We start from the raw sequence: 16,394 nt of genomic DNA on the forward strand, positions 1-16,394 counted from the left end.
GAGCGCGGTCCCGGGAGCGCGGGCGCCTTGCGCGATTCTATCGATCGAGAACGCGGGCGGGGTGCCCGCGCGCCCGGGGAATTTCGATTACTCCGCGTCGAAGAAGAAGTCGCTCGCGGCGCCGGAGTCGGAGGATTCCGGGGCGAAGTAGAGCGTTGCGACCGCCGCGGCGTGCGGCGCATCAAAGTCGTCGTGCGCGGCGAACCGGGATTCGCGCGGCGTGAAGCTCGTGTCCGCTTCGCCCCGTGCGTTGTCCGCCCACGCGGACGCCCGGCGCTCGGCTTCCGGTGCCATCCACGACACCGGAGCGCTGGCGCGCGACGTGCCGTAGTCAACGGCGAACGACGGGGCCGATGCGCTGCGGGCCGGCGCGCTCACCTCGACCGCGATCGGGGCCGCGTCGAACGCGAGCGGCGCAGCGCCCTCGTGCGCGAACGTCGGCTCGTCGTGGAACCCGAGGGCCATCGACTTCCCGCTGGGTCCGGTGCCGGTGGTACCGCTCACGACCAGCGACCACCCGGTCAGGCTGCCGGTGTCGTAGGCGGCCATGTCGGTCACCTTCAGCGTCCACACGCCCTGAACGTTCGAGCCGTCGAACGCGGAGAGCAGCGCGTCGGCCCGGAACGTGCCGTTGAACGGCGCCGCGGCGCTCGCCAGCGCAACCGCCGCTTCGTCGTCGAACGTGGTGTTGGTGAGGTTGTCGCCGCTCCCGCCGCGCCGGTTGAACAGCGTGACCGTCTTGCCCGCCACGCCGTTCACGGTCGGGGCCGTTAGCGTGATGACCAGGTCGCTGTCATACGTGTGCGTGAGGTTCACCTTCACGTTCAGGTCGCTGATCTGGATCGCGTCGGTAATGGTGATGGTCGAGGTCGTCGTCAGGTAGTCGCGGATCGCCAGCGGCAACCCGGTCGCGGAGTACGTCTTGGTCACGTTCAGGACCAGCGTGCCGGCCGCGGTGTACCGGTCCGCGGTCGCCTCGCCCGCGGTGCCGTTGCCGTTCTGGTCCATCAGCTTGCCGGTCGCGTCGGCGATGTTCGGCCCGAACGTCAGCGAGTAGTTCCCGCCGACCGTTTGCGCGCCGAAGGTGATGTCGAACTGCGTGTTGTTCGTACCGGCCACCGGCACGATGCTGTAGCTCGTGGTGATCGCGCCGTTCGGCCCCGTGAAGCTGGCGACGTCGGCCGCGGTGAAGGTGCTCGCGTTGATGGCCCGGTCGAAGGTGACGCGCACCTTGCTGAGTTGCGTGGCCGTGGCGCCGCTGAAGGTCGCGGCGGTTACCTTGGGGCCGGGCGAGACGACCGGCGGGCTGGTGGACGCGAACATCTTCCCGACGTTCAGCCGGCCCCCGGTGGAGACCTTCCCGCTCAGGCCGGAGACCGGGTCCACGGAGCTCTTCAGCTTGGCGATGACCTGCGAGTAGGCGAGCGTCGGGTTCGCGCTCCAGTACAGCGCGATGGCCCCGGTCACGTGCGGCGCCGCCATCGAGGTGCCGCTGAAGCTGCTGTACGTGTTGTTCGGTGTCGTGCTGAGGATGCCCACGCCGGGCGCGGCGAGCGTGACGGAACTGGCCCCGTAGTTCGAGAAGCTCGCGAGGGCGTCGTTGCTGCCGGTCGCCGCGACCGTGACGACGTTGTTGTAGCTCTGGATGTAGCTCGCCGGGTAGCTCGCGATGGCGTCGATGTTCTGCCCGCTGTTCCCGGCCGCGGCGACGAAGATGTGCCCCGCGGTCTGCGCGCGCCCGATGGCCGCGGCCAGCGAGCTGTCGTACCCGCCCCCGCCCCAACTGTTGTTCGAGAGCTTCACCCCCCGTGCCACCGCGTAGTTGAGGGCGGCGACGGCGTTACTCGTGTACCCGCTCCCGCTGGCGCTGAGGAACTTCAGCGCCATGATCTGGGTCGACCAGTTCACCCCCGCGACGCCGACCCCGTTGTTCCCCACCGCACCGATGGTGCCGGCCACGTGCGTGCCGTGCCCGTTGTCGTCCATCGGGTTGTTGTCGTTGTTGGCGAAGTCCCACCCGTAAATGTCGTCGATGTACCCGTTGCGGTCGTCGTCGACGCCGTTGCCCGCGATCTCGCCGGCGTTCTTCCACATGTTCGCGGCGAGGTCCGGGTGGTTGTAGTCCACGCCGGTGTCGATGACCGCGACGACGAAGTTCCGGTTCCCCGTGCTGGAGTCCCACGCGGCCGGGGCGCCGATCTTCGTCATCCCGTAGAGCGACGAGTACGACGGGTCGTTGGGCGTCCGCTGGACCTGGATCACCACGTCGGGCGTGACCGTGGCGACGCCGGGGCGCGCCGAGTAGTAGGCGGCCGCGGTCCCGAGGCTGGTCCCGGTCGTCAGCGTAACACTGTAGATGCCGAACCCGAGTGCCTTCACACTCGATGCGAACGGCGCCGCGGCGAGGGCCGCGGCATCGGAGGCGTTGTTGGTCGTGGCGCTCATGACCACGTTCACGCGGTCCCCGGCGACGGCCCCGGTCGCGACGAGTTCCGGCAGCGTGAGTTCGGCGAACTTGGTGGGCGTGGTGCGGTCTTCGAGCAGTTCCACGGCGAGGCGCGTGCGGCCGAAGCGCGACCGGTCAGGGAATCCCATGTCGGACCCTTTCGAGAGACTGGATGTGTTGAATTGACGAGGGGCAGGACGGCGGGTGCGAGTTGAAGGGGCGCCTCCTGCCGTCGGACATTCTTACCCCAGGGATTCGTCTGTGACTAGCTTGTAGATGCAAATATTTCGCACGCACGGGGGTTGGTGTCGGGGCCGGTCCGACACCGTGTCCGCAAACGAGACAGCGCTCGGAACGCGACTTTCCGGGAGAGCGTAAGATTGTGCCCAGCACAGCGCGGGCCGGGATTTCGTGTGTTTCGCTCCGGTGACGCGCGCTCCGAACTTTACACTTCTCACCCGCGCCGCCCGCGTTCCCCGCCCGCCTCGATCTTCGTGCGGGCCGGTAACCGACGCGCGCCCGCGCCGACTACCGGTCCTGTGGGTTCCCACGTAGTTCGCGGGCCAGGCGCGAGCCCGGGGAGCCGAATTGCGGCCGCGCGAGAAAGTGCGACCGAACCGTTCGCGCGGCAGAAACACTTTTCGGCACCGGGGCGTATCCGTTCGGTGCGCGGTTGCCTCAAATCTATTTCCATCCTAATCACTCGTGTCCCGTCGGTGCCCAACACGGAACCTTCACGATGTCGGTCCTCCTGCTCCGAGCGCCGCGAACCGAGCGCCCGTTCCAGGCCGCCCCGCGCAAGATCGTCGTCACCGGTCTCGACCGGCCGGACACCTACCCGACGCTCTCGGACACCACGGTCCGGGTGATGGGGATGGCCGCCCGCGACGACGTGTCGGTCGCCGAGGTCGCCGGGATCGTGCGCTGCGACGCGGTGCTCGCGGCCGGCGTGCTGCGGGCCGCGAACAGTTGCGCGCTGCGGGGGGGCCGCGCCATCGAGGACGTACACCAGGCCGTTCTGCGAATGGGGCTGCACGAGTGCTGCAACTTGCTCCGCACGATGGGCGTGAAGAACGTGTACAACCGCTGCTCGGCGGCCGTTCAGGAGCGGTGCGACGCGATCCTCAAGCACTCGCTCTTCGTCGCCCGGCTCGCGGCCGGGATCAGCAAGGACGCGGGCATCGGGCACCCCGGGTCGGCGTTCACCGCGGGCCTGCTCCACGACATCGGGCGCCTGGTGGCGTGCGTGAAGTGCCCGGACGACGCGACCGCGGTGAGCGTGCTGACCGCCGACGAGAGCGAGGACACGCCCCGGCTCGAGCGCGAGCACCTGGGGAGCGACCACTGCTCGATCGGCCACGCCTTCGCGGTCCGCAACAAGCTCCCAGAAACCATCGCCCGCGCCATCCTTCACCACCACCGCCCGGCCGGGGAGACCGCCCACCGCGAACTGGTCGCGCTGGTCGCGGTCGCCGAGCGGCTCGCGGCCCACGTTCAGCGGAAGCACAACATCGTCGGGTACAACCTGGTCGCGTGCCCGCACTTCCCGGTGCTGGCCCACGGCTGGACCCCCGTCCGCGCCGCGGCGTTCCACAAAGCGCTTCCGGGCACCGTTGTCCAGGCCATCCGCGACACCCGCGCCATGCTGAAGTCGTGCGGGTAGTGCCGGCGCACTTCGACCTCCCTGTAGGTGAACCCCGCCCGCAAGGGCGGCGGGTGGCCCACGAGAGGCACCCGCTTGAGCAACGGCGCGCTCGGCGCACTGATCCCTGTTGGCTACCCACCGCCCTTGCGGGCGGGGTTCACTCGGGCGCGGTGAGGAGCGTCCGTCGGCGTAGTTCGCGGCAGATCACATATTGTTAAATCGCCGATAGCGGCTCATTATTTCTTCTCGCCGTAGCTCGTGTTTCGGAGCGTGGCGCGAGCCCATTGCGAGTTGTTTCACAAAAGCAGTCGAAGGCTGTGCCGCGGTCCCGCACCCACGAGGTGCGAGAAACGCGGCTCAACTCACACTTCAACAAATTGCAAAATATTTGATATGCAACCGTAATACTAATTTGCTCGTCTTGAATGGTGCATTTGGCGGCAGATTAAAATGGCAGATCGTTTCGCGATTCAGCGCTACGGTGCGGTCGGGGCAGCATCTCTACCAAAGGCCCCGCCCCATCTTTCCGCCGGTAGCGTCCGTTCATGCCCGATCAGTTTACTTCGCGCGAGGCCCGGGTCCGGGCCGTCCTCGTCCTGCTGGCCGCAAAGGGGCCGCTGAGTGCCGGGCGCATCGCCTGCGAACTCCGCACCACCCGCGACGCCGTTACCCGGTGCCTCGCGCTCCCGTTGTTCGAGCCCGAGGCCCCGGGCCGGCGCACCCGCTACCGGCTCTCGGAAGCGGGGCGCTGTGCGGCAGAAGAACGCGCGTGACGCGGTGTTGAGGGATTCGCCTTTGTGTTCGTGGTACAGACCTCTGGCCTGTTGGAGCGCCCCCCACAGGCCAGAGGCCTGTACCACGAACACAAAGGCCCAAAGCGCCTGTTCAACAGAACACGCGCGTGACTAAATGAGTTGCTTGATCGGCTCGGCCCCCTCGACGCCGACGAGCTTCTGGTCCAGCCCGCCGTAGAAGTACGTCAGTTTGTTCGGATCGAGCCCCATCTGCTGGAGCACGGTCGCGTGCAGGTTCTTCACGTGGAACCGGTCGTCCACCGCGAAGTTCCCCAGTTCGTCCGTCGTGCCGACGCTGATTCCCCCCTTGATCCCGCCGCCGGCCATCCAGGAAGTGAACCCGTAAGCGTTGTGGTCGCGCCCGGTGCCCTGGGCGTACTCCGCCGTGGGTTGGCGCCCGAACTCGCCGCTCCAGATCACGATCGTACTGTCGAGCAGCCCGCGGCGCTTCAGGTCCTTGAGCAACCCGGCGATCGGCTTGTCCGTGTTGCCCGCGTGCAGCGAGTGGTTCTTCACCAGGTCGCCGTGGGCGTCCCAGTTGTGGTCGTTGTGGTTCCCGCCGCTATAGATCTGGATGAAGCGCACGCCGCGCTCCACGAGCCGGCGGGCGAGCAGGCACTTCCGGCCGAAATCCTCGGTCCGCTTCTCGTCGATGCCGTAGAGCGCCTTCGTCTCCGCGGTCTCCTTCGAGAAATCGACGGCTTCTGGCGCGTGCTCCTGCATCTTGAACGCCAGTTCGTAGCTTGCAATGCGGGCCATCAGTTCCGAGTTGTCGGCGCGCGCGGTGAGGTGCTGCTCGTTCTTCTCCTTGAGCCGGTCGAGCAGGTCGCGCTGCTGGGCGCGCGTGGTGCCCTCCGGGAGCGCGAGGTCGTGGATCGGGGTCTTGTCGGCGCGGATCTGCACGCCCTGGTACGCGGCCGGCATGTACCCGCTGGACCAGTTCTTCGGCCCGTTGATCGGCCCGCCGCTGTGGTCGAGCATCACCACGAACCCGGGCAGGTTCTCGTTCTCGCTGCCCAGGCCGTAGGTCACCCAGGAGCCGAGGCACGGGCTGCCCGAGAGCAGGCGCCCGCTGTTCATCATCATCAGCCCGGACCCGTGGATCGGGGACTCCGCGTACATCGAGTGCAGGAACGCGATGTCGTCCACGCACGTGCCGACGTTGGGGAACAGGTCGGACACGCGCTTGCCGCACTTGCCGTAGGACTTGAACGCGAACTTCGGCCCGACGACGCGGCCCGTGCTCTTGTGCCCGCCGCGCCCGAACGTCTTGACCGGGATCGTCTTCCCGTCGAGCTTCGCGAGTTCGGGCTTCTCGTCGAACGTGTCGACCTGGCTCGGCCCGCCGTACATGAACAGGAAGATTACGGCCTTGGCCTTGGCCGGAACCATCGGCTTCCGCGGGGCCATCGGGTTGGCGAACTTGATGCCCCCCTTTACGTCGTTCGCGAGGAGCGGGTCGGCGCCCATCAGCCCCGTGAGCCCGAGCGCGCCGAACCCGGCCCCGGTCTCCCACAGGAACTCGCGCCGGGTGCGGCGGCAGAACTGGTTCGCGTTATCGTGCATGGCGAGAAGCCTCAGTTGGCGTTAGCAGGGGCCTGGGGCGGGAGCGATTGAGCGAGACGGGCGCGGAAGTCATCGAGCGAGGTGCAGACGTAAGACGCCTTATGAAGTTCAACGACACGGGCCTCGTCCGCGATGACGCGAACGGCGGCCGAGACGTCGTCGGGAACGGGGCCGAATCGGACCTCCAGTCCTTCCAATATCGCGCGGTGGTACGCAGCAATGTCGCGCTGCCGGAACCACTTCTCAAGCACGGGTGATTCGATCATCTTCCCCTCAGTCCAGGTACACGAACTCGTTGGCGTTCAGGCACAGCAGGCAGTATTGCGTAAGGGCCTTGAAGTCATCGAGTTTGTGCTTATCCTTCAGGTTCTGGATGAACGCCACGTCGGTCTTGATCTCGTCCGGGGTCGGCACGCGGCCGGTCGTGAGGCGGATGGCCCGCGCGACCTGGGCCGGCGCGTCGGCGGCGTCCTTCTGGAGGCGCTTCGCGAAGAGTTCGGCCTGTTCGTTGGCGAACTCGCCGTTGAGCAGCCCGAGCGACTGCGTGGGCACGGTGGTCACGTACCGCACCGGGCAACTCGAGTCCGGGTCCGGCTGGTCGAAGCCGACCAACACCGGCACGCGGAGCGAGCGCTTGATGTGCGCGTACACGCTGCGCCGGTTCGCCTCCGCCGGAGCCGAGGTCGGCCAGCCCTGGCCGGGCACCGACTGCCCCGCGAGCACCTCTTTCGGGATCTTCGGGTACGTGCTCGGCCCGTACTGCTTCAGGTTCAGCGAGCCACTGACGGTGAGGATCGAGTCGCGCACTTCCTCACCCGAGAGGCGCCGCATGTTGAACCGCCACAGGAGCGCGTTCGACGGGTCGGCCTTGAGGTTGTCGGCGTCCGCGGTGGCGGAGAGCTGGTACGCACTCGACGTCATGATGAGTTTGTGCAGGCTCTTCAGCTTCCAGTTACCCGCCATGAACTCGGCCGACAGCCAGTCGAGCAGTTCCGGGTGCGTCGAGACTTCTCCGAGCTTGCCGAAATCGTTCGCAGAGGGCACGATCCCGCGCCCGAAGTGGTACTGCCACACGCGGTTCACGAACACGCGAGCGGTGAACGGGTTGTCCTTGTTCGCGATCCAGTCCGCGAGCACGGTGCGCCGACCGCTCGATTTCATGCCCGCACGCGGTGCCGGGATGGTCGGTTCGGGCAGCCCGAGCACCTCCGGGAACCCGGGCTGCACTTCCTTGCCCGGGGCGTGCGGCGACCCGCGCACGAGCAGGTGCGTGACCGGCGGCTTGCGGTCGCAGTTGTTGACCGACAGCGCGAGCTGCTGACCGGCCGGCGAGGTGCGCCGTTCCAGCCCGATGCGCTCGCTCCGGAGCGCGGTGTAATCTTCCTTCACCTTGCCCTTGAGCGCCGGGATCACCTTCGTCGCGATCACGGTCGGCCGGTCGAGCCCCTCCGAGGCGCGCTGGTCCTCGGCCGGGAGCGTCTTGATGAACTCGTCCTCGATCGCCTCCATCGCCTTTCGGATCGCAGCGACGCGGGCCTCGCGCTTCTTCAGGTCTTCTTCGTACTTCTGGCGCTGGTCCGGCGGGGTGATGTCGGTGAGGTTGAACGCGGACCGCACGTCGCGGTTCTCGGAGTACGGCTTGATGTCCCGGAAGAACGCGACGAACTTGTAATAATCCGTTTGCGGGATCGGGTCGGCCTTGTGGTCGTGGCACCGGGCGCAGTTGAACGTGGTGCCGAGGAACGCCTGCCCCGCGGTGGCGACGAGGTCGTCGTACCCGTCGAAGACGGCTTGCAGCGGGTCGGCCGGTTCGTCGTCCCAGATCCCGAGCCGGTAGAACCCGGTGGCGACGACCGCGTCCGGGTTGTAGCCCGGGATCTCGTCCCCCGCGAGCTGCTCCTTCACGAACTGGTCGTAGGGCTTGTCGTCGTTGAAGCTCTTGATGACGTAGTCGCGGTAGCGCCAGGCGTAGGGTTTGGGGCCGTCGCGCTCGTAACCGTTCGTCTCCGCGAACCGGACTACGTCGAGCCAGTGCCGGCCCCACTTCTCGCCGTAGTGCGGGGATGCGAGCAACTTGTCGATGAGCTTTTCGTAGGCGTCCGCGGACTTGTCGTTCACGAACGCATCAACTTCCTCGGGGGTTGGAGGAAGGCCGGTGAGGTCGTAGTACGCGCGGCGAATCAGTGCGGCGCGCTCCGCGGGCTTGACGGGTTTGAGGCCCTTCGCTTCCAGTTTGGCGAGCACGAACGCATCGATCGGCGTCTTCGCCCACGCCCCGTCCTTGACGTTCGGAACGGCCGGGCGCTTGACCGGCTGGTACGCCCAGTACTTCTTCGATTCCTCGGTGATAACGCTCTTTTTGACGACCTCGGCGCCCAAGCGGTCGGCCGGGACCGGCAGCCCGTCCTTCACCCATTTTTCGAGCGTCGCGATGTCCTTGTCCGGCATCTTGCCCTTCGGGGGCATCCGGTGTTGGTCGTCCTTGTAGTGGATCATCTTGACGAACAGGCTCTCGGCCGGTTTCGCGAGGTCCACGGCCGGGCCGCTCTCGCCGCCCGTGAGGACGCCCTTGCGCGTCGCGAGGTTGAACTCGCCCTTGATCTTCTCCGGGTCCGCGCCGTGGCACTTCAGGCAGTGCTGTTGAAGCACCGGAAGCACCTCTTTCTCGTAGAAGGTGACCTGCGCCGCGGTGAACTTCGGCGGGTCGCCTTTCTCGTCGGCCGCCGGCGACCGGTTCGGCGCCAGCGCGCCGAGCGCCACAACGCCCGCCGCGAGAGCGACGAGGGCCAGAACGTGCGGGAAACGGATCGGGGTCATGGCGTGGGTCCGGGCGGCGGGGATTGTACGGTGGGCGGGGACTGCTGTTGAAGCCATTCGTCCGGGGTTAGTACCGGGGCCGTTAACTTGCCCCGGAAGTGTTTCGCGTTCCAGGTCACGAGCGCGGTCGCGGCCGGCGCGAACTTGGCGACCTGGACCGCCATCACTGCGTCGCCCAACGACATCTGCTGGGCGATTTGGGCGACTACTTCGTCGAACGAACAACCGGCGTACTCCGGTGTGGTCGCGGGATCAGGTACCAGTTTCAGGCAGTACCGAACCAGCAGAATCGTTGGTAACTTCGCGATCGCCGCAACGGGCGTGTTGTAGCTCCGCTTACCGACAACTTCGAGGAGCCCCTGCGTCGTAATTCGGCAGTCGATTCCGTTCGCCGCGAGGTAATCCAAGAACCGGCGGTTTACTGCATAGTTCGGATCGTTGGGGTACGCCAGATCGACGATCAACACGTCCGCGTCCAGAACGATCGCCCCTCACCTCGGCGCTGGCGCAAGTAGTCGTCGAACGTCGGCGGGTCCGGCGGGGTCGAGCGGTTCGCGCGCATGAACTCGACCCAAACTTCTTCCTCTTCGGCCGTGAGCGGGCGCGCCGGGGTCGGCGCGCCCGCGCGCGGGCCGGGGTACCCGTGGTCGGGCAGTTCCACGGTCACCTTCGTTCCGGTCGGCAAATCGACCGGAACGCTCGGCACGAACGTTTTGCCATCGAAAACGACTTCGATCGTCTTGAGCACCATAGTACCCCCGGTGCGGATACCGGCATTTTAGCACTTACGGCGTTTCCACGGTAATCGCCATCACGATGGGCGCCGTGCGGTCCGGTCCCTTCACCAGCTCGATCGTCTTCACGACCGCGTCCGGGCGCTTCGTCGTCACCGTGAGGTAGCGCACCTGCTGTTGCCGGAGGGCGAACGCGAACTTGGATTCCGGCACGTCCACCTTGCGGATGTAGTCCGCGATGTGGACCGCGTTCTTCAGCTCGTGGTCCTCGGTTTTGCCGTCCTCGTAGGTGAGCCGGACGATCATGCTCACCGTCTTCTCGTTGTCGTAGGGGGCCGCCCACCCGCCGATCCCACCGAGGATGTGAATCGCCTTCGCCTTACCGTTGAACGGCAGGCTCACGCTCTTCGGCATCTTCGGCGGGAGCCCCCCGTTGGGACTGCGGAGCATCACCACGTTCTTGACCTTGTCCTTTTGCGGGTCCACCAGCACGAACGGCACCTCGCCCACGGTCTTCGGCTTCCAGTCCGGGAAGATGAGGCGCCCGGTGGTGTCCTCTTCGTCGAAGAACATCCCCTTCGTAGAAACGATCGTCGCCACCCGGTCCAACGGAAGCGGGACGTATTTCCCCTTCTGCCCCAGGAACTCCAGCAGGTCCGTGAGTTCCTCCGGCTTCATGATCTTCTCAAAGCCCTCGGGCATGAGCGACTTGTCCGTTTCCTTGATGCTCACGATGTCGGCCTTCGCGAGCGCGTGGCGCTTGGCCTCGGCGTCGATGATTTCGGTGGTCGTGCCGGTTTGTGCTCCGAGGATGCCGAGAACGGTCCGGTCGTCGCTCGTCGTCACGCGGTACAGTTTGAAGTTCCCCTCCACGCTGCGCGACGGGTCGAGGATCGCGATGGCGAGTTCTTCCTTCGGGTGAACGCCGAACCCGGTGAGGTCGGGTCCGATCGCGGTCCCCTCGGCGCCGTGCTTGTGGCACTTCGAGCAATGGGCGATGAACATCTTCTTCCCGTTCTCCACGTTGCCGGTCTTCGCGAGAACGGACTTCAGTTCCTCGATCACCTTCTGCCGGTCCGGGCTGGGCAACCCACCTCCGAGCGCGAGCAACTTGCGGGCACGCTCGCCGATCTCCTTGTCCGGGTGCGAGGCGAGGGCCGTGCGCTGGTCGAGCGCGAGCGCGTCGAACCGCAGTGCCCCCTTCTCGACCGCGTCGAGGAACGTCTTGGTGGAATCGGCCTTCGCGAGCACGAGTTGCAGCGCGACGGGGCGCGCTGCGGGCGGCAGGTCCTTCAGCTTCGCGACGATCGCGGAGCCGATGCCCTTCGCCTTAGATTGCGAAAGCGCTTCAAAGATTCCGCTCGCGAGTGCCGGCGACACATCCGGCGTGACGGCCGCGAGCACCTGATTGGCCGCGTCGTCACTCGTGGGCTGGAACTCGATGACCTGCTGCGCGGCGCTGATGCGGTCACCGTCCTTCGCGTTCGCGTCGGCGAGTGTGGCGAACGCGGCCTTAGTAACCTCTGCGAGTTGGGCCTCGATACCCTTTACGCCCCACGTCGAAGCGAGTTTAAGAAACTTCCCTCGCGCCTCGGCGGGCAACCGCGGCAGAAGCGTGGGAACTGCTTTCAGCGTTGCCGCGGAGAGTTTCGGGGCTTTACCATTCGGCCAACCGGCGGCCAAACCTGTGAAGATGGCAGTTACGATGTTTGGCGAACCGCGTGGTGATTCAACGATCGCGACAAGGAACTGAGCCAGATCGTCATCCCCACCGCTCAGCGCGTAATGTTTGGCGAGGAATTCAATCGCGGTCAGCCCGGCAGGGGTCGGAGCGAGCGGCTTGCTCTCGATGGTGACGGCCACAGCGAGAACCCGACCTGGCCGGCCGGCCGCAGCCGCGAGCAAAGCCTGGGTAATGGCCGGGTCATTTTCACGACCGGTAACCAACTCGTGTGCGAGGGCCCAGCCGAGCGCGTCGTGGGGTAGGGGTAGGACGGCCGCGGGTAACTCCGCCGCGGCCATCGCAGCGGCAAGTCGAACGGACGGGTTACGCTCCTCCAGCCAGCTTAATTGTTTTGCGATTGCACGTTCCGTATCGAACATCTTTCGAGGCAACACGTTGAGCGCGGCGCGACGAGCCGCAGACGACTTGTGATTAACTCCGAGAAGTAACGGGGCGATTTCCTCCTTCAGCGGGAGATTGCCGAGCGTCCACAACGCATGAACCGCGCCCGCGTTCAGACCAGTTTCGTCAACGGTCTTGTCCTCGATCAACTTCGTCAGCGCCGGGACTACATCATCCTTCCCTCGCTCCACCAACAACCGCTGGGCGTGCAGGCGCCACGTCATGTTCGGGTGCTTCAGCGCTTCGACCAGTTTTTCGGGCGTGGCGCCCTTCAGCGTGAACGGTTTCTCCTCTTTCGCCTTCGTGTAGACGACGCGGTAGATGCGGCCGTGCGTTTTGTCTCGCAGTTCTGTTTCGTAGGCGTTACCCCTACCGTTCTTGAAGCCGGCGGGCGTCGGGTTGTGCTGCACGATGAAGGCGTACCAGTCGATCACCCACATATGACCGTCCGGGCCGACCTGCGCATCAATCGGCGCGCACCACTCGTCGTCACTGGCGACGAGGTTCCAGCCGTACTTCGACCGGAAACTCGTGCCGGTCGGCTCGACAGTCATAGTCGCCGTGAGGTGCCCCGTCGGTTCCGAGATGAACGCGGTGCGGTTCCAGTATTCGCGCGGGTACGTGCGGGCCGTGTAGATCGAGATGTTCGACGCGGCCGTGAACCCGCCGTGGAAGTCCACCTGCCGGACCTTATCGGTGATCGGCTCGATGTGGTTGTCGGCGGCGATGTTTTGCAGCACCGTCGGCGCGAGGCCCTTCACTTTCTCGTAGTAGCGGTTCGGGATCGGCATGTGAACGAACGGGCACCCGTTCGCGGTGCTGCCGAACAGTTCGCCGTTCTCGTCGAAGCACAGCCCCCAGGTGTTGTTGCTCGTGCTACGGAGGAATTCGAGCTTCGTGACCTTCAGCGGTTCGGTCGCTTTGCCGTCGGGGTTCGCTTCGACCTTGAAGCGGTAGAACCCCTGGCGGAAGTTCTGGCGCTCCCCGCCAACCGTGCCCACGAAGCCGGCGTAGCCGACCGAGCCGTACACCCAGTTATCAAAACCATAGTGCAGGTTGCTCGGCCCCGCGTGCGTGTCGCCGGTGCTCCACCCGCGGAACAGTTCCTGGCGGATATCGGCCTTGCCGTCGCCGTCGGTGTCCTTCAGGAACAGCGTGACCGGCGCCTGGTGAACGATCAGCCCGCCCGCGTAGGGCAGCACGCTCGACGCGATGCTGATCTTGTCCGCGAACGTCGTGACCTTGTCGCACGTGCCGTCGCCGTCCGTGTCTTCGCACATCACGATCTTGTCGCGGCCCTGGCCCGCGGGCTGCATTTCGTTCGGGTAGTCCACGGTAATCGACACGAACAGCCGCCCCTGTTCGTCCCAGGCCATCGCGATCGGCTTGCCGCCGAGTTCCTTCTCCGTGACGAACACCTTTAACTGGAAGTCCACAGGCGTGCTGATGTGCTTCATGCTCTCATCCACGGAGAGCGGCTTCTGCATCTTCGTCAGCGGTTCGCGGTTCCCACCGCGGGCCGGGTAGAACGGTACTTTTGCGTCAACGTACTCGAACGGCTTCACGTCCTTCGCGATCTTCGTCATCTCGGGCTTATCGAAACTGAGCGGCTCGACGTAAGTGCCCGCGAGCGCCGGGTCTTGTCCCACGGACCAGCGGACGCCGCGCTCGAGCAGGTTGTGGAACCCGGGGTGGCTCCAGGTGCGCTGGTCGTGCCCCCACGCGGTGTAGAACACGCGCGCCTTGCCCTGCTCGCGGACCCACGTCCACGGCTCCTTCAACTCGCCCTCCGCGCGGACTTCCAAGACCGTGCGGCCCTTTTCGTTGTGCTTGGTGTGGACGTAGGTCTCGTCCCAACTCGAAAAGCTCTTGAAACCCTTCATGATCGCGTGATCGGCCTTCACGGTTTCCGTGCGGAACGTGCCCGTGCCGTGGCTGCGGAACTGCGCGCCGACCAGATCGATGTACTTCGGCGAGTTGAGGAAGCAGTAGCTCGCGCAGTGGACCGGCACGAACCCCTTCCCGCTCTCCACGAACTCCAGCAGTGCCGTCTCCTGATCCGCGCTGATCTTGGTGTGGTTGGCGTAAATCATCAGCGCGTCGTAACCCGCGAGCGTCTTCGCGTTGAGGTCGTCGAGTTTGTCGGTGTACGTCAGGTCGATGCCGCGCTTCGCGAGCACCGGCTGCAATTGTTTGAAGCGGTCCGCGGGCCGGTGCCCGGCCGCATCGCCGAGGAACAGCACCTTGAGTTTCGGTGGCGCCTTGTCCGGTTGCGCGAACGCGGTCGCGCCAAAGGCAAGCGCGATCAGGGAGAGTAGGAATCGCATGGGCTGCTCCAAGCGGTGAGAAATCAGCCGCAGAAAACGCAGATGAAAACAGGATCAGAAAACGATTAGTTTAACTGAATACCGGGATGAGACAGGAGCACACCCAATCACCCCGCGGTTCGGTCCAAAACCTCTTCTCCTGATTCGTCTTCTGTTTGATCTGCGTTTATCTGCGTTTATCTGCGGCTACTCTTGATCTTCCGTCTTCACACCAGTTCTGGGGCCACGGCGTCCGTTAAGTGCTGGATGATGCCCGCGACGGCACCCTGTTGTTTGCTGCCCTTCGCTCGCACGATATTGCAATCCGCGAACGACGGCGGGAGCGCCCGCTCGCGGGCCTTCGACACGACCAAGTCGAACAGTGCCGCGTCGATCTCGAACAGCGGCGTGTGAATGAATACGGTCGCGGGGTTGAACAGGTTAATCACGGCGGCGACGCCGACCGCAACGAACCCCGCGACCTCACGCAGTTCCGCACGCAGATCAACCGAGCCGGATTTCGCGAGTTCGACCACTTCGTCCACGGCGATCGTGCGCCCGAGTTTCTTGCTGGCGAGCCACGCGAGTGCGGAGTCACTGGCGACCGTTTCGAGGCACCCGGTGTTGCCGCACCCGCAGCGCCGACCGCCCTCGGACACCGCCGTGAAGTGCCCGATTTCGCCGGCCAGCCCCGAGCGCCCCTTCAGCAAGCGCCCACCACTCATGATGCCCAATCCGACGCCCGCGCCAACGTCCAAAAGCGCGAAATCGTCCATGCCCTTCGCCAGCCCGTAGTGCCGCTCCGCGAGGCACAGCGCGTGCGATTCCTGGAGCAGCGCGCACTCGACGCCGAGCCGTTTGGCGAGGTCCGTGGCCGGGCAGTGGCCGTTCGTGATCGGCACGTTCGGCGACAGCACCCCGCACCCTTTGCGGTAGTCCACCAGCCCGGGCAGGCTCACGCCCAGGCCGAGCGTGGTGATGCCGGGGCGCGCGATGAGTTTTTTCGCTGCACTCTCTAATGCACGGAGAAGTTCGGGATACGTTGCGGGGGTGGGAACGGTCAGGGCATCGTCGTGGAGCGAACCGTCCAGGCCGGCAGAAGCGACCTCGCAGTGCCCCACATCAATCGTCACGCCGAGCACTTGTGCGGACGTGGTTGCGAGCCGGAGCTTGGGGGCGGGGCGCCCACGGGCGAGTTCGGTCGCGTCGGCCTCTTCGAGCAACCCGGCCTTTATTAAAGATGCAACCGCCTTCGATACGGTAGGCGCACTCAGACCACTTTCGCGCGCCACTTCCGCGCGCGAAAGTGCGCCGCGCGACTGAATCACCCGCAGCACCTGTCGCTCGTTCAGTTTCCCGACCAGCGCCGGCCGAATGGTGGTGATCGCGGACATCAAGCGCATCCTGTCTTGGCGGTGTGAAATGACAGAATAAGCGGCGCGATCCGTTTTGTAAAGCAGTTTTAGTAAATCGAATTTAGAAACTCGAGATGCGCTCATTGGTGGGTGTTGTTTGCGCGCTGGTTTGGACCGAGAATCTCTGTTGAAATCGCCGGCATTTGCGAATGGCTGGTGCGAGCCGACTGGCACTTCCTGGGCGAACGGCCGGTGTAAGCCGGCCGGTGAGAGCAGCACCAAATCCGGCTCACCCATCGCTATCGCTGCGGCACTCACCCCGCCCCTCACCGGCCGGCTTACACCGGCCGTTCGCCAAATGCGTTTCACCCCACCGGGCCATTGAGTACCAACACGCCCGACCGAAATCATACCAGTGTTCTATTGTATAAATTTAGCGGTGTGGTACCATTCGGTGTGAACGCCCTTGCGCTAGCGATTGAGAGGTCGCAGAAATGGGTACGCGGAGCCGATTGGCGCCCCCAATTGTTAGCGGATGTTAGCCGCACCTGTTGCGTTTCGCCTGGGAAATGAACGATTCGGGTCCGAGGGGCGAAAATGTTAGCA

10 protein-coding genes are annotated in these 16,394 nt (G+C 65.3%); 2 read left to right on the forward strand and 8 right to left on the reverse strand.

All coding sequences use genetic code 11. The features are described from left to right. Positions 1-87 precede the first annotated feature (87 nt). Complete coding sequence (locus tag J8F10_RS22270; RefSeq protein ID WP_210657568.1) at positions 88-2,595, reverse strand: S8 family serine peptidase; 2,508 nt, start codon at positions 2,593-2,595, stop codon at positions 88-90. 590 nt (positions 2,596-3,185) lie between these two features. On the opposite strand from J8F10_RS22270, the gene J8F10_RS22275 reads away from it, so the two are divergent. Together J8F10_RS22275 and J8F10_RS22280 are read left to right on the forward strand one after the other, a co-directional pair. Continuing rightward, positions 3,186-4,109 (forward strand): HDOD domain-containing protein, encoded by a 924-nt coding sequence (locus tag J8F10_RS22275; protein ID WP_210657570.1) that lies wholly within the window; start codon positions 3,186-3,188, stop codon positions 4,107-4,109. A gap of 527 nt (positions 4,110-4,636) precedes the next feature. Then, positions 4,637-4,864, forward strand: coding sequence for a hypothetical protein (locus tag J8F10_RS22280; RefSeq protein WP_210657572.1), 228 nt, complete (start codon positions 4,637-4,639; stop codon positions 4,862-4,864). 132 nt (positions 4,865-4,996) lie between these two features. Here J8F10_RS22280 and J8F10_RS22285 read toward each other — a convergent pair whose 3' ends face one another. The 7 genes from J8F10_RS22285 to J8F10_RS22315 form a co-directional block, all read right to left on the reverse strand. Continuing rightward, the gene (locus J8F10_RS22285; protein WP_210657574.1) at positions 4,997-6,451 is read right to left on the reverse strand and encodes a DUF1501 domain-containing protein; all 1,455 of its coding nucleotides are present in this window, start codon (positions 6,449-6,451) and stop codon (positions 4,997-4,999) included. 11 nt (positions 6,452-6,462) lie between these two features. Beyond that, positions 6,463-6,717, reverse strand: a complete 255-nt coding sequence (locus tag J8F10_RS22290) for a hypothetical protein (RefSeq protein ID WP_210657575.1) — start codon at positions 6,715-6,717, stop codon at positions 6,463-6,465. Between the two features lie 7 nt (positions 6,718-6,724). Further along, on the reverse strand, positions 6,725-9,268 hold the full coding sequence (locus tag J8F10_RS22295; RefSeq protein ID WP_210657577.1) for a PSD1 and planctomycete cytochrome C domain-containing protein: 2,544 nt from the start codon (positions 9,266-9,268) through the stop codon (positions 6,725-6,727). Beyond that, on the reverse strand, positions 9,265-9,735 hold the full coding sequence (locus J8F10_RS22300) for a hypothetical protein (RefSeq protein ID WP_210657579.1): 471 nt from the start codon (positions 9,733-9,735) through the stop codon (positions 9,265-9,267). Before J8F10_RS22300 ends, J8F10_RS22295 begins: the two co-directional genes overlap by 4 nt. Continuing rightward, positions 9,729-10,019 (reverse strand): antitoxin family protein, encoded by a 291-nt coding sequence (locus J8F10_RS22305; protein WP_210657581.1) that lies wholly within the window; start codon positions 10,017-10,019, stop codon positions 9,729-9,731. Before J8F10_RS22305 ends, J8F10_RS22300 begins: the two co-directional genes overlap by 7 nt. Before the next feature lie 34 nt (positions 10,020-10,053). After that, a complete protein-coding gene (locus J8F10_RS22310) occupies positions 10,054-14,454 on the reverse strand; it encodes a PVC-type heme-binding CxxCH protein (RefSeq protein WP_210657583.1) in 4,401 nt (1,466 codons plus the stop codon). A gap of 206 nt (positions 14,455-14,660) precedes the next feature. Further along, the gene (locus J8F10_RS22315; RefSeq protein WP_210657585.1) at positions 14,661-15,827 is read right to left on the reverse strand and encodes an ROK family transcriptional regulator; all 1,167 of its coding nucleotides are present in this window, start codon (positions 15,825-15,827) and stop codon (positions 14,661-14,663) included. Between the last annotated feature and the right edge of the window lie 567 nt (positions 15,828-16,394).

It is taken from the genome of Gemmata palustris, assembly GCF_017939745.1.
In the GTDB taxonomy this organism is placed as follows: domain Bacteria; phylum Planctomycetota; class Planctomycetia; order Gemmatales; family Gemmataceae; genus Gemmata; species Gemmata palustris.

Coding starts and splice junctions, on each gene's coding strand:
- J8F10_RS22270 (WP_210657568.1), bottom strand. CDS start 2,595: ATGGGATTCCCTGACCGGTCGCGCTTCGGCCGCACGCGCCTCGCCGTG.
- J8F10_RS22275 (WP_210657570.1), top strand. CDS start 3,186: ATGTCGGTCCTCCTGCTCCGAGCGCCGCGAACCGAGCGCCCGTTCCAG.
- J8F10_RS22280 (WP_210657572.1), top strand. CDS start 4,637: ATGCCCGATCAGTTTACTTCGCGCGAGGCCCGGGTCCGGGCCGTCCTC.
- J8F10_RS22285 (WP_210657574.1), bottom strand. CDS start 6,451: ATGCACGATAACGCGAACCAGTTCTGCCGCCGCACCCGGCGCGAGTTC.
- J8F10_RS22290 (WP_210657575.1), bottom strand. CDS start 6,717: ATGATCGAATCACCCGTGCTTGAGAAGTGGTTCCGGCAGCGCGACATT.
- J8F10_RS22295 (WP_210657577.1), bottom strand. CDS start 9,268: ATGACCCCGATCCGTTTCCCGCACGTTCTGGCCCTCGTCGCTCTCGCG.
- J8F10_RS22305 (WP_210657581.1), bottom strand. CDS start 10,019: ATGGTGCTCAAGACGATCGAAGTCGTTTTCGATGGCAAAACGTTCGTG.
- J8F10_RS22310 (WP_210657583.1), bottom strand. CDS start 14,454: ATGCGATTCCTACTCTCCCTGATCGCGCTTGCCTTTGGCGCGACCGCG.
- J8F10_RS22315 (WP_210657585.1), bottom strand. CDS start 15,827: ATGTCCGCGATCACCACCATTCGGCCGGCGCTGGTCGGGAAACTGAAC.